Source organism: Arthrobacter sp. AIWTK1 (assembly GCF_056680535.1).
The window spans coordinates 3,978,895-4,000,754 of the sequence record NZ_CM155287.1; the positions used below are offsets into that span (position 1 = coordinate 3,978,895).

Annotated in this window: 22 protein-coding genes and 1 pseudogene; 12 read left to right on the plus strand and 11 right to left on the minus strand. The window is 65.5% G+C overall.

Translation table 11 applies throughout. The annotated features are described in order from the left end of the window. Positions 1 to 37 precede the first annotated feature (37 nt). Positions 38 to 514, plus strand: coding sequence for an NUDIX hydrolase (locus AC1MDG_RS18290; RefSeq protein WP_479805802.1), 477 nt, complete (start codon positions 38 to 40; stop codon positions 512 to 514). 58 nt (positions 515 to 572) lie between these two features. On the opposite strand, the gene AC1MDG_RS18295 is transcribed toward AC1MDG_RS18290, so the two are convergent. Further along, on the minus strand, positions 573 to 932 hold the full coding sequence (locus AC1MDG_RS18295) for a TfoX/Sxy family protein (RefSeq protein ID WP_479805804.1): 360 nt from the start codon (positions 930 to 932) through the stop codon (positions 573 to 575). A 40-nt stretch (positions 933 to 972) separates the two neighbouring features. Further along, the gene (locus AC1MDG_RS18300) at positions 973 to 2,019 is read right to left on the minus strand and encodes a hypothetical protein (RefSeq protein ID WP_479805806.1); all 1,047 of its coding nucleotides are present in this window, start codon (positions 2,017 to 2,019) and stop codon (positions 973 to 975) included. Between the two features lie 179 nt (positions 2,020 to 2,198). Here AC1MDG_RS18300 and AC1MDG_RS18305 point away from each other — a divergent pair, with 179 nt between their 5' ends. Then, positions 2,199 to 4,073, plus strand: coding sequence for a Na+/H+ antiporter (locus AC1MDG_RS18305; RefSeq protein WP_479805808.1), 1,875 nt, complete (start codon positions 2,199 to 2,201; stop codon positions 4,071 to 4,073). 74 nt (positions 4,074 to 4,147) lie between these two features. Here AC1MDG_RS18305 and AC1MDG_RS18310 read toward each other — a convergent pair whose 3' ends face one another. Next, positions 4,148 to 4,924, minus strand: coding sequence for an ETEC_3214 domain-containing protein (locus AC1MDG_RS18310; RefSeq protein WP_479805809.1), 777 nt, complete (start codon positions 4,922 to 4,924; stop codon positions 4,148 to 4,150). 294 nt (positions 4,925 to 5,218) lie between these two features. Between AC1MDG_RS18310 and AC1MDG_RS18315 the strand changes: the two genes are divergently transcribed. Next, positions 5,219 to 5,791 (plus strand): MOSC domain-containing protein, encoded by a 573-nt coding sequence (locus tag AC1MDG_RS18315; protein WP_479805811.1) that lies wholly within the window; start codon positions 5,219 to 5,221, stop codon positions 5,789 to 5,791. Between the two features lie 71 nt (positions 5,792 to 5,862). Here the strand turns inward: AC1MDG_RS18315 and AC1MDG_RS18320 are convergent, their stop codons facing one another. The 4 genes from AC1MDG_RS18320 to AC1MDG_RS18335 form a co-directional block, all read right to left on the minus strand. Beyond that, positions 5,863 to 6,126 (minus strand): hypothetical protein, encoded by a 264-nt coding sequence (locus AC1MDG_RS18320; RefSeq protein WP_479805813.1) that lies wholly within the window; start codon positions 6,124 to 6,126, stop codon positions 5,863 to 5,865. Then, on the minus strand, positions 6,123 to 6,926 hold the full coding sequence (locus AC1MDG_RS18325; protein ID WP_479805815.1) for a putative hydro-lyase: 804 nt from the start codon (positions 6,924 to 6,926) through the stop codon (positions 6,123 to 6,125). The genes AC1MDG_RS18320 and AC1MDG_RS18325 overlap by 4 nt, the downstream gene beginning before the upstream one ends. Next, complete coding sequence (locus tag AC1MDG_RS18330) at positions 6,923 to 8,284, minus strand: MFS transporter (RefSeq protein WP_390251460.1); 1,362 nt, start codon at positions 8,282 to 8,284, stop codon at positions 6,923 to 6,925. The genes AC1MDG_RS18325 and AC1MDG_RS18330 overlap by 4 nt, the downstream gene beginning before the upstream one ends. Positions 8,285 to 8,655: 371 nt before the next feature. Continuing rightward, positions 8,656 to 9,252: an adenylate kinase gene (locus tag AC1MDG_RS18335; protein WP_479805817.1), complete on the minus strand. Its 597-nt coding sequence runs from the start codon at positions 9,250 to 9,252 to the stop codon at positions 8,656 to 8,658. Positions 9,253 to 9,446: 194 nt separating this feature from the next. Between AC1MDG_RS18335 and AC1MDG_RS18340 the strand changes: the two genes are divergently transcribed. Continuing rightward, on the plus strand, positions 9,447 to 9,620 hold the full coding sequence (locus AC1MDG_RS18340; protein ID WP_043484246.1) for a CsbD family protein: 174 nt from the start codon (positions 9,447 to 9,449) through the stop codon (positions 9,618 to 9,620). 123 nt (positions 9,621 to 9,743) lie between these two features. Continuing rightward, positions 9,744 to 9,992 (plus strand): hypothetical protein, encoded by a 249-nt coding sequence (locus AC1MDG_RS18345; protein WP_479805819.1) that lies wholly within the window; start codon positions 9,744 to 9,746, stop codon positions 9,990 to 9,992. 107 nt (positions 9,993 to 10,099) lie between these two features. On the opposite strand, the gene AC1MDG_RS18350 is transcribed toward AC1MDG_RS18345, so the two are convergent. Continuing rightward, complete coding sequence (locus AC1MDG_RS18350) at positions 10,100 to 11,305, minus strand: acyl-CoA dehydrogenase family protein (RefSeq protein WP_479805821.1); 1,206 nt, start codon at positions 11,303 to 11,305, stop codon at positions 10,100 to 10,102. A 117-nt stretch (positions 11,306 to 11,422) separates the two neighbouring features. Beyond that, complete coding sequence (locus AC1MDG_RS18355) at positions 11,423 to 12,331, minus strand: LysR substrate-binding domain-containing protein (protein ID WP_209742352.1); 909 nt, start codon at positions 12,329 to 12,331, stop codon at positions 11,423 to 11,425. A 174-nt stretch (positions 12,332 to 12,505) separates the two neighbouring features. Here AC1MDG_RS18355 and AC1MDG_RS18360 point away from each other — a divergent pair, with 174 nt between their 5' ends. From AC1MDG_RS18360 to AC1MDG_RS18390, 7 genes are all read left to right on the plus strand, one after another. Beyond that, the gene (locus AC1MDG_RS18360) at positions 12,506 to 13,756 is read left to right on the plus strand and encodes a CaiB/BaiF CoA transferase family protein (protein WP_479805823.1); all 1,251 of its coding nucleotides are present in this window, start codon (positions 12,506 to 12,508) and stop codon (positions 13,754 to 13,756) included. Beyond that, on the plus strand, positions 13,749 to 14,213 hold the full coding sequence (locus AC1MDG_RS18365; RefSeq protein WP_479805825.1) for an acyl-CoA thioesterase: 465 nt from the start codon (positions 13,749 to 13,751) through the stop codon (positions 14,211 to 14,213). The genes AC1MDG_RS18360 and AC1MDG_RS18365 overlap by 8 nt, the downstream gene beginning before the upstream one ends. Then, a complete protein-coding gene (locus tag AC1MDG_RS18370; RefSeq protein WP_479805827.1) occupies positions 14,210 to 15,406 on the plus strand; it encodes an acyl-CoA dehydrogenase family protein in 1,197 nt (398 codons plus the stop codon). Before AC1MDG_RS18365 ends, AC1MDG_RS18370 begins: the two co-directional genes overlap by 4 nt. 62 nt (positions 15,407 to 15,468) lie before the next feature. Continuing rightward, complete coding sequence (gene fabG, locus AC1MDG_RS18375; protein ID WP_479805829.1) at positions 15,469 to 16,245, plus strand: 3-oxoacyl-ACP reductase FabG; 777 nt, start codon at positions 15,469 to 15,471, stop codon at positions 16,243 to 16,245. Further along, positions 16,245 to 17,438 (plus strand): thiolase family protein, encoded by a 1,194-nt coding sequence (locus AC1MDG_RS18380; protein ID WP_479805831.1) that lies wholly within the window; start codon positions 16,245 to 16,247, stop codon positions 17,436 to 17,438. The genes fabG and AC1MDG_RS18380 overlap by 1 nt, the downstream gene beginning before the upstream one ends. After that, positions 17,439 to 17,891 (plus strand): MaoC family dehydratase, encoded by a 453-nt coding sequence (locus AC1MDG_RS18385; RefSeq protein ID WP_390251442.1) that lies wholly within the window; start codon positions 17,439 to 17,441, stop codon positions 17,889 to 17,891. It begins immediately after the preceding gene. A gap of 87 nt (positions 17,892 to 17,978) precedes the next feature. Further along, on the plus strand, positions 17,979 to 19,355 hold the full coding sequence (locus AC1MDG_RS18390) for an MFS transporter (RefSeq protein ID WP_479805832.1): 1,377 nt from the start codon (positions 17,979 to 17,981) through the stop codon (positions 19,353 to 19,355). A 170-nt stretch (positions 19,356 to 19,525) separates the two neighbouring features. On the opposite strand, the pseudogene AC1MDG_RS18395 reads toward AC1MDG_RS18390, so the two are convergent. After that, a pseudogene (locus AC1MDG_RS18395) lies at positions 19,526 to 20,846 on the minus strand (mannitol dehydrogenase family protein). Between the two features lie 3 nt (positions 20,847 to 20,849). Then, a complete protein-coding gene (locus AC1MDG_RS18400; RefSeq protein ID WP_479805833.1) occupies positions 20,850 to 21,860 on the minus strand; it encodes a carbohydrate kinase family protein in 1,011 nt (336 codons plus the stop codon).

A 21,860-nucleotide genomic window follows, 5' to 3' on the forward strand; every position in this document is an offset into this window, starting at 1 on the left:
CGGCGGCGGCGGCGTTAGCCTTGGAACAGGAGGCGCCATGACGGTTCGAAGCGCAGGCATATTGCTGTACCGGTGGAACCCCGCGGCCCGGCTGGAGGTCTGGATAGCCCACATGGGCGGACCTTTCTGGGCCCGCAAGGACGAGCACGCGTGGTCCGTCCCGAAGGGCGAATACCCGGAGGATGAGGACGCCCTGACGGCGGCCCGGCGCGAGTTCGCAGAGGAAATGGGCACTCCTGCCCCGCCGGCCGACTACATCGAACTGGGCTCCTTCCGGCAGCCGTCAGGCAAGGTCATCACCGTATTCGCAGCCGAGTGGGATTTCCGGCCCGAACAGATCGCCAGCAACACGTTCCCGCTGGAATGGCCCAGGGGGTCCGGCATCATCAAGCACTACCCCGAGATCGACGACGCCCGCTGGTTCAACGAGCCGGAGGCGCGCAGCAAGCTCGTGAAAGGCCAGCTTCCCATCCTTGACACGCTCGTTCAGCGCCTCCGGGACAGCGCTTCCTGAGGGGACGCGGACTCACGGGGCAGCGTACGACGGCGGGACGTCCCGCCGTCGTCGTTCATTACTTTTTCGGCGTGGGACTCTTCGGCGCTTTGGGCGGCAGCCCGGCGACATAGGCGAGTGCCCGGGCCAGCCACGGCTCGATCTCTTCGGGCGGGCCCTGGACCGGGAGCCCCACATAGCCGCCCATGGGCCGTTCAGCCGAGATGAACGGGAGGGTTTCCCGGCTCGTCATCACCTCGTCGCGGTCAGCGTCAGCGAGCTTCAGGCCCAGGGTGGAGCCGTAAAGCCCCGCGAACATGTTTCCGTTGACGAAGGCGCCGAGGTTCCCGAACATCGGTTTGATGTCGATGCCCGGCAGCCCTGCCATCAGCGACCTGAACTGCTCTTTGTCAGCCTCAGTGGGCTTTGCCATTTCCATGAGGGCACCTTCCGGTCCGGGGCCATCATTATCGCCCCGTCTACTCCTTGAAAGGGACCCTTTCCCAGGACAGGACGCCGGGCCCGGGCGCGCTGTTTGCCGCCACGGTGAACCTCACGTAATTCGTGGCGTTGGCCGAGCCGTCCACGGTGATGCGCTGCAGGTCATCCGCAGCTTGCTGGCCATAGATCGTCAGCCAGGGCGAGCCTTCTGCAAGGGGCTGGTTTTCGGCGTAGACGTGGCTGTCGCCGTTGATGAGGTAGACCGGGCCGTCAAAGCGGTTCGTTTCCTCGGTAATCGTCCTGACGATCTCGCGGAAGCCCGAGACCGAGTCCGGGTTGGCGGTGGCCGCGTCGAGCAGTGAAGGGTCGAACATGTCCGCCTGCGTCATGAGGACCACAGCCCTGTCGTTGCGCCGGGTCGCGTCACTGAAGGTGTCCCGCACCTGTTCCAGGACGGCTTGCGTCCGGTGGTCCACCTCGGCCTGCTGCTCTGGGGTGACTGCCGTTTCGCCGATGCCGGTCCACGGCAGGAGCGAGTTGTTGCTGCCCTGGACGTTCACCACGGAAAATGCCACACGGTTCCTGGTGAAGCGGACATTCTCCGGCAGCCCAAGTGCTTCCTGGCTCGTGACGGGCATCGTCCGGCCGAGGGTTTTTCCCGGAGCGTCGAAGAAGACCTCCCGAAGCTTGTCCAGCCGCTCCAGGGGGTTGTACGCGCCGTTGTTCCCCCGGTGGCAGTCCACCCACTCGTTGTCGCCGGGCGTGTAGACCAGCGGATGTTCGAAGGAGTCGAACTCGGAGCGGATGTACGCGAAGTACTCGTCCGAACAAACGGACGACCCGTTCTTGATGTCGCCCACGTGGGCGACAAAATCCAGGCCGCGGTCGGCGTTGATGTCCTGGATGCGGGAAGGGAACTTTGCGATCTCGGCGTCGCCGTAGGGGATGTCGCCGATGACACCGAAGCTGAATGCCTGCTGGCTGGAAGGGTCATCGCTCGCGTGGGCGGCGGCAACCGACGGGGCTGCGATCCCGGTCAGGGACAAGAGTGCCACGACGGCGGTGACAGCGGTTTTCACGAGCACAGAGGTTCTCCTTGGTGCGGCTCAACGGGTTTCGGCTCAGGCGGTCACGCGCTGAACGAGGGTGCGTGAACAGCGTGCCCGCCACGGAATAACGCGCAAGGACCGCACGGTGTCGGTGCCGTGAACGGAAAGTGTGGCCACACCGTCCTGCCCCTTTTATCGCCTGAGAGAATGACCCCATGGAGATCGCCCTGGGACTGTTGGTTCTCGTGGCCGTTGTCTGCGCCGGCAGCGCGCTGGGCCGGAAGCTCAACGTGTCTGTTCCCCTGCTGCTGGTGCTGGCCGGCGTCGCGGGTTCCTTCCTCCCCTTCGTCCCCGCCATTGAGCTGAACCCGGAACTGGTCCTCGTCGGGCTGCTGCCGCCGTTGTTGTACGCGGCCGCGCTGCGGACCTCGCTCTTCGACTTCGGCTCCAACCGCCGCGCCATCGCGTTGCTTTCGGTGGGCTACGTCATCTTCGGAACGCTTGCCGTCGGTTTCGTGGTGTGGTGGCTGTTCCCGGAAATCCCGCTGGCCGCGGCGATCGCCCTCGGCGCCGTCGTCGCGCCGCCCGACGCCGTGGCCGCGACCGCCATTGCCCGGAAAGTGGGCATGCCCCGCCGGATCGTCACCATCCTTGAGGGCGAGTCCCTGGTCAACGACGCCACCGCTTTGGTCTGCCTCCGCGCCGCCATCGCGGCGATTGCCGGGTCCGTGTCTGCGGCCGGGATTGCCGGCGGCTTCCTGCTCGCGGCCGGCGGCGGGTTGGTGGTGGGCCTGGCAGCCGCCTATGTGCTGACCGAGCTCCGGAAGCGGATCCGGAACGTCGCGATCAACACCTCGACGTCGCTGATGGCCCCGTTCATCGCGTACCTCCCGGCCGAGGCGATCCACGCCTCCGGTGTGCTCGCCGTCGTCGTCACCGGGCTGGTGATGGGGACCAAGGCGCCGTCCATGCCCAACGGCGCGGCCCGGCTAAGCCAGCGCAGCAACTGGAACACGGTGCAGTTCCTGCTGGAAAACTCCGTGTTCCTGCTGATCGGCCTGCAGGTCCGGACCATCATCGAGGGCGTCCAGGACGATTCGCTGGGCGCCGGCCGGATCTGGGCCGGCTGCGCCGTGATCCTGCTGGCAGTGCTGCTGCTCCGGCCGGTGTGGGTGTTCCCGGCGACGTACCTGCCCCGGCTGATCCCGGCTGTGCGGCGGAACGATCCGGCGCCCCCGTGGCAGTTCGCGGCGATCGTGTCCTGGGCGGGGATGCGCGGGGTGGTGACGCTGGCCGCGGTGCTGGTGCTGCCTGCGGAACTCGAGCACCGTCCGGTGCTGATCCTGGCGGCCATGGTGGTGGTCGGCGGGACCCTGACACTGCAAGGCTTCACCCTGCCGGCGCTGGTCCGGCTGCTCGGCGTGCAGGGACCGGACCAGCGCGAGGATGCCCTGAACCAGGCCTCCCTGATGCAGTTGGCCACCGCTGCCGGGGTGCAGCGGCTGCAGGAACTGCGCACCGACAACGACCCGCCGGAAGTCGTGGCGATGCTTAAGCGGCGCACCCAGGAGCGCGGGCTGGCAGCCTGGGAGCGGCTGGGCCGGCCGACGTCGGAGGCCGCGACACCGAGCCAGCGTTACGCCCAGCTGCGGCTTGCCATGCTGGACGCTGAACGGGCGAAGGTGCTGGAGCTGCGGCGCGGCGGCGAGTACGCCCACGAGGTACTCAGCGAGGTTTTGGAGCGGCTGGACGTTGAGGAGTCCATGCTGGACGTCTCGCTGGATGAGGCGGACGCATCCGGGGAGGGCGGCGGGGAGGGCATCGCGCGTCCGGGCGGGGTCTGCGGCCACCTCGAATCCGCACACTCACCGGAGGTCCCGCGCGACCCCTTCTGCGGGGACTGCCGCCGGGAAGGTACGACGCCGGTCCACCTCAGGATGTGCCTGGCCTGCGGAAACGTGGGGTGCTGCGACTCCTCCCCCGGCACGCACGCGTCCAGGCACTTCGAGGCCACCGGCCACCCGGTGATGCGGAGCATCGAGCCGGGTGAGGACTGGCGCTGGTGCTACGAGGACGACCTGCTGGGGTGACGGTCCGGGTGCACTTACTAGGCTGCTTTGTAAGGAAGCACGTGAGTCTCCTGTCCCGGCCGAGCTGCACCTCATCAGCCGAATGTTCTGGTGCCGCTCTCGTTGAGGTACCGGGGTGGCAGGTCGAAGTGGTACGGAGAGGCGATGCCTATTATTGTTTCGAAATCCAAGAAACCGTCCTCCGGATAAGCCTCTGAGTAAAAATTGGGCGCCACGGAGTGTCTGTATGAGCGCACAGCATCCGGCGCCTCGCCCAGGGTTCCGGTAAATTCCTGGTTGTAACTTCCGTCTGCACGGGGCAGAGCGGTGGGTCCGCACGCTCCGTTGACGCCGTACGCGTAAGCGCGGTTGGAGCTCGCGGTTGCCGGAATTCGGACTGCCATTTCCGCGTTCAGTCGAACGCTGCTGCCAGTTGCGCCGGGAGAGTACTTTAGGCTGCCCGACGTGGTGATGACGGCGTCCAAAGAGTCCAGCGGTTTCGTCTGCAGCTGGAGGGTTCGGCCGTCGGGCGTATGGAAGGACGGCTGGAATTCTGGATTGCATGACAGGACCGAATAGACCATGGTTCGGTTGCTCTCAGGTGGCGTTAGAGTGCTGACCACAAACTGATCCTTCATGTAGAGACGCTCGGTTAGGACCGGCGTCGAGGTGCTGTGGACCCGGATGAGGGTGGGAGGACCGAGCTCGGAGTCGAACCGAGCGACGCTGTGTCCGGCGTTGAGCTCGCCCAGCATTTTGTAGTTTTTTTCGTTTGGCCAAAGGGTGTCCTTGGCTTGGGGCAGCCAAGCCAAGATGGCAATCAGCGAGGCAACGATCGCCGTAAGGCCGCCTCCTATTTCAAACAGGACCAATGCCTTCGATTTCCTCGCAACATTGCCACTCAGTTCTCGGGGAGGTCGCGAGGGCTTTGGTGGACCTGCGTCTGCTGTGGGATCTGCGGCGGCATTGGGGGGCTGCGTTGGGTTGGGCATCGGTGCACCTTTGGCTCTAGTTACAACCGAATATTCATTGATCAAATCGAGCGAGAAACTCCCCAGTACCTCCGAATCATGCTCCTGTTGGACTGCCGGGGCAAGATCCGGCCGGCCGGCTGGCATTCTCAGTTGGATCGGTGCGCCGGCCCGCCCGTCAGATAGTTTTGAGGCATGACGGCAAGCTACAGGTACAACGTTGAGGTTCTGCACCTTCTTGTGTCGCCGGCGCATGCCTACTTTGGCCGCGCACGCGAGGGGGTGGCGGACGTCCCCACCACCGACGCCGACCAAGTGGAGATGGTGGCCGGCAAGGGCATCGTGGGTGACAGGTTCTTCGGCAAGGCCGCCCACATGGACGCTGCCGTCACCCTTTTCGCCGTCGAGGCACTTGAGGCCATGGCCGTGGAGCTGGGGGCCGCACCATTTGATCCGCTGCTGACGCGGCGCAACGTGGTCCTTCGAGGCGCCCACTTGGCGCCGTTGCTGGGCGGGGAGTTTGCGCTGGAATCGCGCGGGGATGTGGTCCGGCTGAAGGCGGGGCGGCCCGCCAACCCCTGCGCCTGGATGGACCAGATGCTGGCGCCCGGCGCGCACAAGGCCATGCGCGGGCGGGGCGGCGTGCGCTGCCAGGTTATTTCAGGCGGCGTCCTGCACCGGGGACCGGCGGTGCTTGTCAGCCCCGTGCCCCTCGACCCCGAAAGTGCAGGCACTCCCACGCTGCTGCGAGCGTCGCGGCTGCCGTAGCAGGCCCCCAACGCAACGCAGGCGGACGACGGCGGGAGGTCCCGTCGTCGTCCGCTTGCCGTTTGGTGCCCTTACAGTCTGTGATGCTCCGGAGCTGCCCACCGGGCCTCACCGGTTTCGGCTTTGCTGGCCGGCAGGCCTACGTAACTCCAAACGCAGGGCCGGCCGGAATCGCTCGGGAAGAGCTGGCCTTCGAACAGTGAGATGCTCGCTCCTGCCGGGCTCTGCCAGACGCCGGTCAGTTCGCAGTGCGTGCCGGTGGCCTGACGCCGCGGCGCCGCCAGGTTGATGATCCTGCGGGCCCGCGCTTCGGCAACGGGAAGCCTCTTTTTCACGATGACGCTCCTGCCGGTTCCCGGTAGTTGCTTTCGGGAACATCGGTGATGAACATGTGCCCGGGGGCGTGGCTGATGGCAAAGGACGGCCTGGACGCCATCACGGCGCTCTGCGGGGTCACCCCGCAGGCCCAGAAGACCGGTACTTCGCCTGGCCGGATGTCCACCGCGTCGCCGAAGTCGGGCCGGTTGATGTCAGCGATGCCGAGGTCTTCAGGCGATCCGACGTGGACCGGGCTGCCGTGGACCTTCGGCACTTCCGACGTCACCCTGATGGCAGTTTCGACCAGCCCGGGCAGCATCGGGCGCATGGAGACCACCATCGGACCGTGGATGCGTCCCGCCGGGGTGCACTCAATGTTCGTGCGGTACATGGGCACGTTGCGGCCGGTTTCGGTGTGCCGCAGCGGGATGCCCTCGCCGGCGAGCGCGGCTTCGAAGGTGAAGCTGCAGCCGATGAGTACGCCCACCATGTCCTCCCGCCAGAGCGACGTCACGTCGGTGAGTTCGTCGGCAAGCTCGCCCTCCACCCACACCCGGTAGGCGGGGATGTCACTGCGGATGTCCGACCCCGCGGCGAGGACGCTCTCGTACCGTCCCGCCGGTATGATGTCGATGACGGGGCAGGCCTTGGGATTGAGCCGGCAGAACTCAAGGAATTCGTCGGCGTAGCCGGCCGGCACCGCAATCAGGTTCGCCTGGGTGTAGCCGTCGCTCCAACCGGAGGTGGGGGTGACCAGGCCGTTGCGGAATTTCAGGCGTGCATCGGAGGGCGCCATGAGGGCGGTGTCCTGGTTCATCGGGCCACGGCCTCAGCGGGTTCCACCGTGGACTGCAGGTACTCCTCGTCCTCGGCAACGTTGGAGTCCCGCCCCAGTGCCAGGCCCACCAGGGTCAACAGGCACGCGACGCTGAGGTACATGGCAACCGGGACCCAGCTGTGGAAAGTGCTCAGCAGCAGAGTGAACATGAACGGTGCAATGGCACCGCCGATGATTCCCGCGAACGTGTAGGCCAGCGAGCTGCCGGTGGAGCGAAGACGCGGCGAGAACTGTTCAACCACGAACGCTGCCTGTGGGCCGTACATGAACGAGTGGCAGAGCAGGCCCAGGACCGTTCCCACGATCAGCATGACCGGGGACCGTCCTTCGAGGACGATGAAGAACAAGTACGCCCACACCGCGGCGGCCACTGCTGCGATGCCATAGACCAACCGGCGGTTGATGCGGTCCGAGATGGCCCCGGCAAGCGGCATGGTGAACAGCTGGAGGGCGGAACCGATGAGCACAGCCACCAGGACCTGGCCGCGGTCGAAGCCGAGCTCCTGGATGCCGTAAGTGAGGGTGAAGACCGTGCACAGAGCGTAGGTGACATCCGGGCCGATCCGGCTGAGCATGGCCGCGATGAGGGGCCGGCGCTGGGTGGTCAGGACTTCCCGGATCGGGGCCTTGGGCTTGTCTCCCCTGGCTTCCATGGCCTTGAAGATGGGGGTGTCCTCAAGCTTGAGCCGGATCCAGAGCCCGAAGGCCACCAGCAGCGCCGAGATAAGGAACGCGATCCTCCAGCCGTAGTCCAGGAAGGCCTGCTCCGAGAGGGTCAGGGTCAGGACGGCGAGCGCGCCGTTGGCCATCAGGTTGCCGGCGGGCGGGCCGATCTGCGCGGCAGAGGCCCAGAATCCGCGGCGGTTGGGGTCACCGAATTCGCTGGAGAGCAGCACTGCCCCGCCCCATTCGCCGCCGACGCCGACGCCCTGGGCGAAGCGGAGGAAGACCAGGATGGCGGGGGCGATGACGCCGATGTTGTCGTACGTGGGCAGCAGGCCGATGAGGAACGTGGCGACGCCGATGAGCATCAGCGTGATGACCAGGATCTTCTTGCGGCCGATCTCGTCCCCGAGCCTGCCGAAGATGATGCCGCCGACGGGCCGGGAGATGTAGCCTACGGCGTAGGTGGAGAAGGCCAGCAGGGTTCCCGTGACCGGATCCGAGGCCGGGAAGAAGATCAGCGGGAAAACGATCGCGGCCGCGGCGGAGTAGACGGCGAAGTCGTAGAACTCCAGCGCGGTTCCTGTCAGGCTGGCGGCGAATGCCTTGTACATGCTCTTGCGCCCTATAACGGGTTTTGGGTCACCGGGAGCCATTACTGATGGAGTGGCCATGTGTATCCTCCGTGAAAAATGCGGATGTCATCCGTGTGCGGGCGGATGGTGCTGGGGCGCCTTCTCTGTCCGGGCTCGCGGAGTTGCAAGCGGGGCATGAGGGCGAATGTGCGACGACCGCGAGGGGGGCTGCGGATGTCGAGGTGATGAGCGATCGTTGGATCGTTGAACAATCCGAACTGTTGAACAATCTACGCGACGTAGATCACACCGTCAAGGGTTAATCGCGATTCCGCAGTAGCGGCGAAATGCCTGCCCCGAGGCCAAACGCAAGCGGTCGACGGCGGGAAGTCCCGCCGTCGACCACTTGCGTTTGGTGCCGCTTTCCCTACACGACAGGGTGCCCGGCTATGAAAGATTCCCGGCCCGGATCACCGGTCGCTCGCTGCCGAAACCCTGCTGGGGTTATGGATGGCGTCCATGACCCTGGCAGTGACTTCATCGATGCCGCCGACGCCGTCCACCCGGGTCAGGATGGTGCGCCGGGCGTATGCCGCCACCACGGGTTCGGTCTGCTGGTGGTACAGGTCCAGCCGGTGGCGGATAACGGCCTCGTTGTCGTCGCTGCGGCCGGTATCCCGGGCGCGGCCCAGGAGGCGCTTGACGAGTTCCTCATCGTCGGCGGTCAACTGCAGGACGACGTCCAGCGTCACCTCTCGCGCAGCCAGGATGCCGTCGAGGTAGTCGACCTGGGCGGCGGTGCGGGGATAGCCGTCCAGCAGGAAGCCGGTTTCGACGTCGTCCTGGCTGAGGCGGCTGCGCACCATCTCGTTGGTGACGCTGTCCGGCACGAAATCGCCGGCGTCCATGTACTTCCTGGCTTCGGTACCAAGCGGCGTACCGCCCTTCACATGGGCACGGAAGATGTCGCCCGTGGAGATCGCAGCAATACCCAGGCCTTCCGAAACGCGCTCCGCCTGCGTTCCTTTGCCCGAGCCGGGCGGGCCGATAATCAACATTCTCGTCATGCGGTTAACCCTTCGCTGTGCGTCGTTGAAAACGTGCCCCCATGCTAAGGCTTCAAAGGTTGCAACCAGGCTGCATCGGCAACTGAGCACCAATCAAATCAGCATGCTTACTATTTGGGGTAGATCGGGTTTACCATGAAGTTGTAGGCCACCGGCGGATCGCCGGCGGCAACCAAACCGGAGGGAGTAACACCATGGGTCTGGGAGACAAGATCGATAACGCTGCCGAGAAGCTTGGCGGCAAGGGCAAGGAAGCTGCCGGAGAAGCCAAGAACGATCCGGGCCTGAAGGCCGAAGGTCAGGCTGATCAAAGCAAAGCGGACCTGAAGCAGGCGGGCGAGAAGGTCAAGGACGCCTTCAAGGAGTAAAACCGTCAGCAAAGGAAGGGTGCCACTCCAGTGCGGGCGGCACCCTTCCTTGTCACCCCAGGCTGCAACGGGTACGGGCAGCAAGCATCCGGAGCAAATGTCCGGCTCTTGACAGGAAGTCCAGTGGATCCGACCACCGTTGCCGGGTACGCACTCATTTACGTGGCAGCAATAGCGGGGATAGTTGCCCTTTTGTTGCCCATCCTGATCCTGTTTCTCCTGCTCCTCCTGGTGACGGGAGCCATTGGAATTGTTCTTCTCATAGTGAAGACCCTCACGGTCGGACTCATCAGGGGCATCACCGCACTCTTCACAAGTTCGCGCGACCGACACCGGCCCAGGAGCCACGGCGATGAACTGGTGTCGCATTAGCCGCCAGACCGCTCGTCAACGCCCCAACCAGCCCCCTGGTGATAACCCGTCACACCGACACTGCGCGTGCGGTCCATGTGTACCGCGGTCAGAGCAGCCGCGGCCGGTCACCCTTGACGGAACGCAGAGATGCCCGTGATGCGTTGGCCCAGGATCAGCGTATGGACTTCGTCCGTACCTTCATAGGTGCGCACGGATTCGAGGTTGTTGGCATGCCGAAGCGGCGAGTAGTCCAGCGTGATGCCGTTGCCGCCGAGCAGAGTGCGGGCCTCCCGGCAGATGGCGATGGCCTCGCGGACATTGTTCAGCTTGCCGACTGAGATCTGGACCGGCTCCAAGGCGCCGGCGTCCTTGAGCCGCCCGGTGTGCAGGGCAAGAAGCGTGCCCTTCTGGATTTCCAGCAGCATATTGACGAGCTTCTCCTGCGTGAGCTGGTACCCGGAGAGGGGCTTGCCGAACTGCAGTCGCTCCTGCGAGTACGCGAGGGCGGTTTCGTACGAGTCCCTTGCCGCGCCCATGGCACCCCAGATGATGCCGTAGCGGGCTTCGTTGAGGCAGGAGAACGGGCCGCTCAGCCCCCGGGCGCGCGGAAGCAGCGCCGCGCCCGGGAGCCGGACGTCGTCCAGGGTGATGTCGCATTGGATGGAGGCACGCATCGACAGCTTCGAACCGATGGGTGTCGCGGTGAAACCGGGCGTGTCCGTGGGCACGATGAAGCCGCGGACGCCCTCACTGGTATTGGCCCAGATGACCGCGATCTGGGCCACAGAGGCAAGCCCAATCCAGCGTTTGGCGCCGTTGATGACCCAGCCGCCGCTTCCGTCGGGAACCGCGAAGGTAGCCATGCTGGACGGGTCGGAGCCGGCGCTAGGTTCGGTAAGCCCGAAGCAACCGATCCTTTCTCCCCGAGCCATCGCCGGGAGGTGCTCTTTCTTCTGCTCCTCGGACCCCCACTTGTGGATGGCACTCATAGCAAGGGAGCCCTGGACGCTAACGAAGGTCCGGAGTCCGGAATCCCCTGCTTCCAGTTCCATTGCGGCGAGACCGTATTCGACTGCGCTGCGGCCCGGGCAGCCGTAGCCCTCCAGATGCATCCCAAGGACCCCGAGGTTCCCGAGTTCGGGGACGAGTTCCAAGGGGAAGTGTGCATCCTCGTACCAGCCGGCCATATTGGGGCGGATGCGTTCGTTCACAAACTCCCGGACAGTGCTGCGCAGTTGCAGCTCAGCCGGACTGAGCAGGCTGTCCAGGTTCAGCACGTCGTCGTGCACCAGGGTGGTTTCGGATACGGTCACAGTGTGTTCTCCTGGCATGTGCTGGGCCGCTGGGGGCGGCGCTGGCTCTAAGGGCTGGCGATCTCCGACCACTGTGCCAGCTGGATTGCGTAAGATCCAATACCGTATTCTGCGACCACTGATGTCCTGGACGCATCAATAAGCGGCGTTGCCCGGCGACGGCAAGACGTCTTCCGAGAGTCGAAGGACCTCTCTCAGCGCCGGGCTGGTGTTGTCTTTTCGCCAAACCAGTCGCAGCTGGATGACATCGGCCGGGTCGTCCAATGGCAGGAAAGTGACCCCGGGGTGGCTGAAGTTTTCCGGGACAGACGAGACCGTCAGGGCAACGCCGATTTCGGCCGCCACGAGTGCCATGAGCGTGTGGGAATCCGGGGCGACCTGCACAATTTCGGCGGCGAATCCGGCCGCGCTTGACAGCCTCCGAAGATGGTCGTGGAGGATCGCCCCAGGGTGCTCTGGCAGGGTGACGAACGGCTGATCTGCAAGGTCCGCCATGTGCAGTGAAGCGCGGTCGCTCAGGGGATGGTTGTCATACAGGGCCACCACCAGCCGCTCGCTGGCCACGATCCGGGATTCCAGGACCGCCGGGATGAAGTTCCATCGCCCCAGACCTACTTCCATGGCGCCGCTCAAGACCTTGTCCATGGCCGGCAGGGCGAAGTTGGAGCTGGACAGTTCAAAATCGATTCCGGGATGCGTCTCCCGGACGCGCTTGGCGAGCTTGCCCACCATCACGTGTGAGGACACGCCGGCGAAAGCGACCCGCACCCGCCCGGTTTCGCCGCGGCCCACCGAGGCGACCGCGAGGGCCGAACGGCGGCAGGCTTCCAGTATGTCTCGGGCCGGCGCCAGCAACGCCTCCCCCTCCGGCGTGAGCCGGACCGTCCGGGTGCTCCGAATAAAGAGAGGCGCCTTAAGTTCGTGCTCCAGTCGCTGGATGGACCGGCTCAGGGGCGGCTGGGCCATGTGGAGCCGGAGCGCGGCCCTGCCGAAGTGCAACTCCTCAGCCAGGGCGAGGAAGATGCGAATCTGTTGTATTTCCATGGCCCCGGTCAGCTCCCGCTCAGGTCAACGTCATTGTTCATATGCCCAAGATACCCACCGCTGCGAAATAGGCATTGATGGCGGTGGGGTATCACTCCCACACCTAATGCGTATTGGACGCGAATCAATCCGCTTGCAAAGGTGGTGATGCAGACCACACACCGGAGGATTTAAATGACACAACCGAGCAGTGAAGCGGCGGCTGAAGGGCCCAATCGTCCTGCCGAAGGCGGAATCCGCCCAGGCGTTGACGTCCTGGGCCGCGAAGGCACCGGGCCCCTGGCCGGCGTCGTCGTCGCGGATTTCAGCCGGGTTTTGGCCGGCCCTTACGCCACCATGCTCTTGGCTGACATGGGCGCCACTGTGATCAAGGTCGAAGGCCTTGACGGCGACGACACCCGGACCTACATGCCCCCGGTCCGAGACGGCGAGGCCACCTTCTTCCTGGCGGTGAACCGCAACAAGCACTCCATCGCCCTGGACCTAAAAGATCCGCAGGACTTGGACGTGGCGCGTTCACTCATCCGCTCCGCCGACGTGATGATCGAGAACTTTAAGCCCGGCAACATGGCGCGGCTGGGTTTGGACTATGCCGCCGCCGCGGAGCTGAAGCCGGATATAATCTATGCCTCCATCACCGGGTTCGGCACCGGGTCCGGTGCGCACATTCCGGGATATGACTTACTCGTGCAGGCCGCCTCGGGGATGATGAGTCTGACTGGGGACCAGGACACGCAGCCTTACCGGGCCGGCATTGCCCTCTTTGACGTCATTACCGGCCTGCATGCGGCCATCGGCATCCTCGGGGCCCTGCACCATAAAGACCAGACCGGCGAGGGCCAGTTGGTGGAGCTGAACCTCCTGTCCTCGGCTTTGTCTGGCATGGTAAACCAGTCCGCGGCATACGTCACGGGTGGTGTGGTGCCGACCCGCATGGGTAATGAGCACCCCAGCATGTACCCGTACGCGCCGATGCAGACAGGCGACGGCATGCTCATCGTCGCGACCGGTAACGATGCCCAGTTCGTCCGGCTGTGCGGGGCGCTGGCGATCCCTGAAGTGGCCCGGGACCCGAAGTTCGCCAAGACCCGGCAACGCAATGCGCACCGTGATGAACTCCGGGACATCCTCCACGCGCGGCTGGCCACTCAGTCCGCCGCGCGGTGGTTCAGCGAGCTCTCTGCCGCCGGGCTGCCGTGCGCGCCGATCCAGGACGTAGGCGGCGGCATCGAGTTCGCCGAACAACTGGGACTGCAACCGGTGGTGTTGGCCGGCAGCGGGTCGCGAAAGATTCCGACGGTGCGGCATCCGGTCGAGTACTCCCGCACTCCCGTGGACTACGCGCTGGCCCCACCGGAGCTCAACGAAAGCTCCGAGTTGGTCCGCAACTGGCTGCTGCACCAGAAGGCGTTAGCCCATGCCTGAGGCATACCGGACCCGGATCCGCCCGCGATGGTCGGATCAGGATCTCAATGGACACGTCAATCATGCTGCCGTCGTGACACTGCTGGAGGAGTCGAGGATCCAGTGGCGGGCCACCCTGCCGGGAAGCCGCTCCGCAGGAGCGACCCCCACGGTGGTGGCTGCCTTCGAACTGAACTATCGGAGGCCGGTCCACCACGGCGAAGACCTTGACGTCGAACTCACGGTCAGCAGGATCGGCACCAGCTCCTTCAGCCTCGCATTCAGCGGCGCTCAGAACGGCGCAGTCGCCGTGGACGGCAGGACAGTGATTGTTTCAGTCTGGCCGGAGACCGGCACGGCACGGCCGCTGGCGGAACACGAACGGCGCTGGCTCGCCCAATACCAGCCCACGCAAGCAAGCACGGAACCCCGTCAACCGCAGATTCCCGACGACACACCCCTGGAGCTGACCCAATGACACCGCAAATGGCCGAACAAGGCACCGACTTCTACCTCATGGACGATTTCCTCACCGCTGAGGACCGGGCCCTCCGGCTGAAGGTCCGCAGCTTCGTCGACAAAGACCTGCTGCCCGTCATCAACGGCTACTGGGAACGGGCCGAGTTCCCGTTCGAGATGATTCCCAAACTCGCCGCCCTCGGCATCGTGGGAACCACTATCACCGGCTACGGCTGCCCCGGCCTGAGCAGGCTTGCCGCCGGGATCGTCGCCGCAGAAGTCTCCCGCGGCGACGGTTCCGTGAACACTTTCCTCGGTGTGCAGTCCGGCCTGGCGATGGGAACCATCAACATGCTTGGCAGCGAAGAGCAAAAGCGGCGCTGGCTCCCCGCCATGGCGACGCTGGATAAGATAGGCGCCTTCGCCCTGACCGAACCTGATCACGGTTCCGATTCCGTGGCCCTGGAGACCAGCGCCCGGCGGGACGGTGACAGCTACATCATCACCGGCCGCAAGCGGTGGATCGGCAACGCCAGCATGGCCGACGTCGTCATCATCTTCGCCCGGGACGAAGAGGATGCCAAGGTCAAGGCGTTCGTGATGGAGCGCAACGACGACGGCAGCTATCCGGACGGGTACTCCACTGATGTCATCACCGGCAAGATCGGCAAGCGGGCGATTCTCCAGCCGGACATCACCCTCAACAACCTCAGGGTGCCGGCGGACAACCGGCTCACTGGCTGCCGCTCCTTCAAGGACGTCACCCGTGTACTCACGTCCACTCGCAGCGGAGCGTCCTGGGAATCCCTCGGCCACGCCATGGCAGCCTACGAGATCGCGGTGGACTACGCGAAAACCCGGCAACAGTTCGGCAAACCGATCGGCAGCTTCCAGCTTGTCCAGAACAAACTGGCCAACATGCTCGCCGAACTGACGGCCATGCAACTGATATGTTTCCGGCTCGCCGTCCTGGCTGAGGACGGCCGGATGACCGGACCAATGGCCTCGCTGGCCAAGATGCACACGGCGCAGAAGGCGCGATGGATCTGTTCCGAGGCGCGGGACATGCTCGGCGGCAACGGCGTGCTACTGGAGAACCACGTCGCGCGGCACATGACCGACATGGAAGTCGTCTCCACTTACGAGGGCACCGACTCCATCCAATCCCTCCTCGTGGGCCGCGAGATCACCGGCCTCTCCGCTTTCAGCTAGGTCCGGGCCGGGCAGCCGCCACACAGTCATCAGTCACATTCCACGCAAGCGAAGGAAACACCATGAGCAATTTCACCAACCGGGTGGCAGTTGTCACCGGCGGCGCGCAGGGCATCGGGGCCGCCACTGCGCTGAAGCTGGCCACCGGAGGCGCCACCGTCATCGTCCTGGACCTCAACGAGGACGGCGCCAAGGGCACTGCGCAGCGGATCTCGGAGCACCCGCGGGTGCTCGCGACCGGCGGTAGAGCCGTCGCTGCCGGCTGCGACGTCACGGATGAGGCGACCGTGGACCGGGTCTTCGATGAAATTCACCGGGAGTTCGGAAGGCTGGACATCCTGGTCAACAACGCGGGCATTACCCGCGACAACCTGTTCTTCAAGATGGACCGGCCGGACTGGGACTCGGTCCTGACCACCAACCTCACGAGCGCCTACCTGTGCTCCCGTGCCGCCCAGCGGTACATGGTCCCCGCGAAGTACGGGAAAATCGTCTCGCTGAGCAGCCGCAGCGCGCTGGGCAACCGGGGCCAGGCCAACTATGCCGCCGCGAAGGCCGGCATCCAGGGCCTCACGGCGACACTCGCCATCGAACTCGGCCCCTTCAACATCACAGTGAACGCCGTGGCCCCCGGCTATATCGCCACCTCGATGACCGCGGCAACGGCCGAGCGCGTGGGCAGCAGCCCGGCTGAACACCAGGAGGCGGTGGCAGCCCGCACCCCGCTGGGCCGCGTGGGCCAGCCGGAGGAAGTGGCCGCCGCCGTGGCCTTCTTCGCCGGCGACGATTCCTCTTACGTCTCCGGCCAGACGCTCTACATCAACGGCGGGGCCCGCTGATGCCCGAGGCATTCCTGGTCGGCGGCGTCCGCACCCCGGTGGGCCGTCACGGGGGCGTTCTCGCCACGGTCCGGCCCGACGATCTGGCCGCACTCGTTCTGCAGGCCGCAGTGGCCCGGGCCGGCGTCGATCCTGCCAGCCTTGACGAGGTCATCCTGGGCTGCGTAAACCAGGCCGGGGAGGACAACCGGAACATTGCCCGAATGGCGGTGCTGCTGGCCGGGCTGCCCGACGCCGTCCCCGCTGTCACGGTCAACCGGCTGTGCGCCTCAGGTCTGACAGCCATCAGCATGGCGGCCCAGTCGGTGCGCAACGGCGACGCCGACCTCGTGGTTGCCGGCGGTGTCGAGTCCATGACCCGCGCCCCGTGGGTGCTGGCTAAGCCGGAGAAGGCCTTCGCCAAACCTGGGGAGCTGGCGGACACCTCGATCGGTGCGCGCTTCGTGAACCCGCGGATGGACACCAATGCCCGGCAATCGATGCCCGAAACCGCTGAAGAAGTGGCCAGCCGCGAAGGGATCTCCCGCGCCGACGCGGACAGCTTCGCGCTGCGCTCGCACGAACTGGCCGTGGCCGCGATCGACGCCGGCCGCTTCAGTGACGAAATCGTCCCCGTCCCGGTCACCGGCCGGCGCGGGGAAGTAACGCTCGTGGACACCGACGAGGGGCCCCGGCGCGGGTCTACCGCCGACGCGCTGGCCGGCCTCCGGCCGATCGTGAAGCCCGACGGGATCGTAACCGCGGGCAACTCCAGTTCGCTCAACGACGGCGCCTCCGCAGTCGTGGTCGCCAGCGGCGAAGCCGTGGCACGCTATGGCCTGACGCCGCGGGCGCGCATTGTCACAAGCCAGGCCGCCGGCGTCGCCCCGGAAGTGATGGGCATCGGCCCGGTCCCGGCCACCCGGAAGGCGCTGGCCAAGGCAGGCTGGAGCCTGGACGGCGTAGGTGCGGTCGAACTCAACGAGGCCTTTGCAGCGCAGTCACTGGCCTGCATGCGGCTGCTCGGGATGGATGCCGGCACGGTCAACAACGACGGCGGCGCGATCGCCCTCGGACATCCGCTGGGCTCCTCCGGATCCCGTATCGTCGTTACGCTGCTGGGCCGGATGGAGCGCGAAAACGCCGCCCGAGGCCTGGCCACAATGTGCGTCGGCCTAGGCCAAGGCGTGGCCATGCTGCTGGAAAGGGTTTAGATGAGACTGTTCGAGGACGCCGCCGAGCTGGCAAACATGACAGGGCAGGAAATCGGGGTGAGCGGCTGGCACACCTTGGACCAATCCCAGATCCAGGCCTTTGCCGATGCCACCCTGGACCAGCAGTGGATCCATACCGATCCGGGGCGGGCCGCTGCCGGACCGTTCGGCGCCACGGTGGCCCATGGGTATCTCAGCCTGTCAATGCTGCCGTATCTGGCCAGCCAGGTCTACCAGGTCCAAGGGGCGGCGATGATCATCAACTATGGCCTGAACCGGGTCAGGTTTCCGGCGCCGGCCAGGGTGAACTCGCGAATCAGGGACAGGTTGACACTGGCCTCGGTGACCGAAACGGCACACGGCCGGCAGTTGCAGTTCCAGCACCTCGTCGAGTTGGAAGGTTCCGAAAAACCGGCCTGCATCGCGGAGACTGTCTCCCTGCTCCGGAGCTGAACCAACTCCGATATCACCTTGCACCACCATCCGAACAACGACGTTACGGCCGAGCCTGCGTGCAGGCTCGTCACGAGGAGAAACTCCGTGGTCACTGAAAACCCAAACCTGAAATACGCCGAGGCGAGCACTCAGGGCACTGCCCTGCATCCGGAAGTGTCACCGGCCGAACTGCGCCGCACCTCGGTCTCATCTTTCCTGGGCTCTGCCTTGGAGTACATGGATTTCACGCTCTACACGCTGGCCGCAGCGCTGGTCTTCGGACCGCTCTTCTTCCCCAACACAGACCCGGCCATGGCACTGATGGCCAGCTTTGCCGCCTTCGGTTCCGGGTTCCTTGTCAGGCCTCTGGGCGGGATCTACTTCGGCTATCTCGGGGACAAGTACGGGCGGAAAACTGTTCTGGTCATTACCGTCGGGATGATGGGGATCGCCACCCTGGGGATGGGTCTGCTCCCCACTTTCGCCCAGATCGGCATTGTCGCCCCCATCCTCCTCGTGCTTCTGCGGCTCATCCAGGGCTTCGGTGCGGGCGCCGAATTGTCCGGGGCCTCGCTGCTGCTGGTTGAATCCGCCCCCATCGGCAAACGCGGTTTCTACGGCGCTGTGGTGGCACTGGGGACAGCGACCGGTGTGCTTCTGGCCAGCGGCCTGTGGCTGCTGCTATCGCAGATGCCGAAGGAAGAATTCCTTGCCTGGGGGTGGCGCATTCCCTTCCTACTGAGCGTGGGCACCACCCTGGTGGCGCTGTACCTGCGGCGCAGCATCAGCGAATCGCCGGTCTTCGAGTCGGTCAAGGCCCGGCGCGAGGCGGCGCGCGCCGAGACCAGGCAGCAAAGCGTCTGGCGTGACGCGGCGGACGCCAAGAAGTCATTCCTGGTCTCACTGGGCATTAAGCTCGGTGAGAACGGCTCGGTCTACCTCGTCAAGGGCTTCCTTATCGGCTGGACGGTGTCAGTGGTGAAAATGGACGCCAACCTGGTCACGACCGGCGTGACGCTCGGCTCGATCCTGGGCGTCGCCACAGTTCTGCTGACCGGCAAGCTCACGGACCGGTTCGGCCGGCGCAGGGTCTGGCTCTGGCTCTCCGGCTTCCAGTTCGCCTTCACCATCCCCGCGATGCTGATGATTGAAACCCGGAACCCCGTGCTGGTGGCCCTCGTCTTCGTCATCTTCGTCGGCGGTCCGCTGCCTAACATGTACGGCGTGGAGTCCACTTGGTTGGTGGAGATGTTCGGGTCCAAGCGCCGCTTCTCCTTCATGACGACAGTCAAGGAGATTGGCGCCGTCCTTTCCGGCGGGCTGGGGCCCATTATGGCCGCCGCCGTCGTTGCTGCTACCGGGCCGGGCTGGATCCCGGTCGCCGGCATCCTGATGATCTACGCCGCGATCGGCTGGGTGGCCGGATTCTTCGCTCCGGAAACCCGCGACCGGGATCTCAATTCGGAGGCCGACGCCTTCTGAACCCACTCGCCGGCCGAGGTCCTGCGCGGACAGCACAGTGACAGCAGTGCTGAGCCGAAGGTTGAGATGCCAAAGTCCATAGTTTGTTGAATATTCAATGTTCTGGCTTCATTCCACCACGAACGTGATGACGACGGCGGGACCTCCCGCCGTCGTCCGTTTGCGTTGACCTACGAACGGGACCGCAGGGATTCCAGCGTTCCCCGGGCACCGGCGCGGTGGAGATCGCCCAGTGCCCGGAGGTAGGTGACAACGACAGGGTTGTCCACCAAATCGCCGAAGACTTCACGGTTGGAGATAAACGCGAGCGGTTCATCGCGCTGCCCGGCGGCGGCCGCCATGAGAGGCTCTTTCAACCGGTCGACAACGTCGATGGGGTTTCCCTGTTCGTCGGTTCCCTCGTCATACCGGGCCCAGCTGGCAGCGATCGCCGCGGCCCGGCGGACCTCCCCGCCCTTTTCGAGGTTAATGCGGATCACCGGGACCAGCCATTTGGGGATCCGGTCCGGACTTTCCGCGCATAGCCTGGCCAGGGTGTCCCGCACATGCTCGTTGGAGAACCGCTCAATGAGAGTCCGCTTGTAGGCGTCAAGGTCGATGCCGGGGACGGGCTGGAGCGCCGGAGTGGCTTCCTTGTCCATGTAATCCAGCAGGAATTGCGCGAACAAACTGTCCTGGGCCACCTCGTGGGCGTAGCGGTAGCCTGCGAGGTAGCCGAAGTAGCACATGCCCTGGTGGCTGGCGTTGAGCAGGCGCAGCTTCATCAGTTCGTATTGTTCGACGTCCTCGAGAAGCTGGACGCCGGCGTCTTCGAACGCCGGCCGGCCGAGGCTGAAGTGGACCTCAAGGACCCCACCGTTCGAACGGTTCACACACCACGGGCCACGCGTCCTCGACGTCGAATTCCTCGGCGATTGCCTCACGGTCGGCGTCGGGGGTTACGGGGGTGATGCGGTCCACCATGCTGGCGAGCTCTTCGGTGACGAGTCCGAAGGTCGTCCTCGGTGCAGCTCCGGGTTGGAGGTCGTGGACAACGTCGGGGTTGCCGGCGTCGAAGTCGCCCGTGACATGGTGGAAGTTGTAGCCGCCCTCGGTGTCTGTTAGCGACACAATCCGGACGGCGTCGGACGCCATTTTCTCGATGACGGCTTCGGGATCGTCGGGCGCGAAGAGGTACTCGATGATCGAGCCGATGACGCGGCCTTCCCGGGTTCCGTCGGGGTGCTTCACCACCAGGGTGTACAGGCAGTCCTGGCTGTCCATCACCTGCTTCATCCGGGCATCGCCGGGCAGGACGCCCACCCCGCAGATGGACCAGTCGTGGGCCTGTCCGGCGTTCATCAGCCGGTCCAGGTACATGGCCTGGTGAGCGCGGTGGAATCCGCCCACGCCGAAGTGGACGATGCCGGCGGTCAGGCCGGAACGGTCGTAGGAGGGTACCGCCAGGGAATCAGGCAGTCCGGCAAGGACGCCGGGCTCGAGTGCAGGCATTGTCTAACCTTCCGATGCAGTGAGGGACCCGGTCAAGGAACCCAGTTCGGCTAATGTGGGCGGGTTGGCACCCGGGCGTGAACAGGTGATGGCGGCGGCCCTGTTGGCATACGCGGCCAGGGCGTGCAGCTCCCCCGGATCCAGGTCAGCCAGTCTGGATCGCGCGGCGGCTCCCAGCGCGTCCAGCCGGGCCAGCCCGCCGATCAGGCCGGCCATGAAGGAGTCTCCGGCCCCGACGGTGTCCGCCACGGTGACGGGTTCGGCGGCCATTTCCACGCGGCCGCGCCGGGTCATGACCACCGGCCCGTCCGCGCCACGGGTCAGGGCCACGAGGGCCGGCCCAAGCTCCAGCCACGCTGCCATCGACTCCTCCGGCGTCCTCTCCGGATAGAGCCAGGCCAGGTCCTCATCGCTGGCCTTGACCACGTCACTGGCCGCCACGAAGAGTTCCGCCTGCGTGCGCGCCGCCGCCGCATCGGGGCTGAGCCCCGGCCGGCAATTGGGGTCGTAGCTGACGGTCGCGTGCTCCCGGGCCGCCTTCACCAGGGTAAGCGTGGCGTGGTCCCCCGGCGCGAGCGCGGCAGCAATCGACCCCGTATGGACGTGGATGGAACCCTCGACGGCGGCCAGGGCCGGAAGGGACGCGCCGTTGATGTCCCAGCTGACGTCGAAGGCGTACGTTGCGGCGCCGCCGGGATTGAGCGTGGCGGTCGCCGTTGAGGTGGGTGCGCTGCCGCCCCTGATCACTGTGATGCCGTTGGACTCCAGGTGCTCTTCGATCATGAGCCCGTACCGGTCATCGGCGTAGTGCGTCACGAGGTTCGTCGCCGGGCCCAGCCGCGCAACCCCCACCGCCACGTTGAGGGGGCTCCCGCCCGGGTGCTCCTGCGGGGAACCCGCCCGGGTTTGCCCCGCCCGGGTGGAGCCCGCCCGGGTTGGCCCTGCCTGGGTGGAGGCGGCGCGGTGCGGATCGTTGATGATATCGACGAGGGACTCGCCAATGACGGTGATCAT

Bases quoted from the DNA above. Each gene is read 5' to 3' on its own strand.
- AC1MDG_RS18365 (WP_479805825.1), top strand. From the start codon at position 13,749: ATGCCTGAGGCATACCGGACCCGGATCCGCCCGCGATGGTCGGATCAG.
- AC1MDG_RS18380 (WP_479805831.1), top strand. From the start codon at position 16,245: ATGCCCGAGGCATTCCTGGTCGGCGGCGTCCGCACCCCGGTGGGCCGT.
- AC1MDG_RS18360 (WP_479805823.1), top strand. From the start codon at position 12,506: ATGACACAACCGAGCAGTGAAGCGGCGGCTGAAGGGCCCAATCGTCCT.
- AC1MDG_RS18290 (WP_479805802.1), top strand. From the start codon at position 38: ATGACGGTTCGAAGCGCAGGCATATTGCTGTACCGGTGGAACCCCGCG.
- AC1MDG_RS18400 (WP_479805833.1), bottom strand. From the start codon at position 21,860: ATGATCACCGTCATTGGCGAGTCCCTCGTCGATATCATCAACGATCCG.
- AC1MDG_RS18295 (WP_479805804.1), bottom strand. From the start codon at position 932: ATGGAAATGGCAAAGCCCACTGAGGCTGACAAAGAGCAGTTCAGGTCG.
- AC1MDG_RS18355 (WP_209742352.1), bottom strand. From the start codon at position 12,331: ATGGAAATACAACAGATTCGCATCTTCCTCGCCCTGGCTGAGGAGTTG.
- AC1MDG_RS18315 (WP_479805811.1), top strand. From the start codon at position 5,219: ATGACGGCAAGCTACAGGTACAACGTTGAGGTTCTGCACCTTCTTGTG.
- AC1MDG_RS18370 (WP_479805827.1), top strand. From the start codon at position 14,210: ATGACACCGCAAATGGCCGAACAAGGCACCGACTTCTACCTCATGGAC.
- fabG (WP_479805829.1), top strand. From the start codon at position 15,469: ATGAGCAATTTCACCAACCGGGTGGCAGTTGTCACCGGCGGCGCGCAG.
- AC1MDG_RS18350 (WP_479805821.1), bottom strand. From the start codon at position 11,305: ATGCCAGGAGAACACACTGTGACCGTATCCGAAACCACCCTGGTGCAC.
- AC1MDG_RS18330 (WP_390251460.1), bottom strand. From the start codon at position 8,284: ATGGCCACTCCATCAGTAATGGCTCCCGGTGACCCAAAACCCGTTATA.
- AC1MDG_RS18335 (WP_479805817.1), bottom strand. From the start codon at position 9,252: ATGACGAGAATGTTGATTATCGGCCCGCCCGGCTCGGGCAAAGGAACG.
- AC1MDG_RS18325 (WP_479805815.1), bottom strand. From the start codon at position 6,926: ATGAACCAGGACACCGCCCTCATGGCGCCCTCCGATGCACGCCTGAAA.
- AC1MDG_RS18385 (WP_390251442.1), top strand. From the start codon at position 17,439: ATGAGACTGTTCGAGGACGCCGCCGAGCTGGCAAACATGACAGGGCAG.
- AC1MDG_RS18305 (WP_479805808.1), top strand. From the start codon at position 2,199: ATGGAGATCGCCCTGGGACTGTTGGTTCTCGTGGCCGTTGTCTGCGCC.
- AC1MDG_RS18340 (WP_043484246.1), top strand. From the start codon at position 9,447: ATGGGTCTGGGAGACAAGATCGATAACGCTGCCGAGAAGCTTGGCGGC.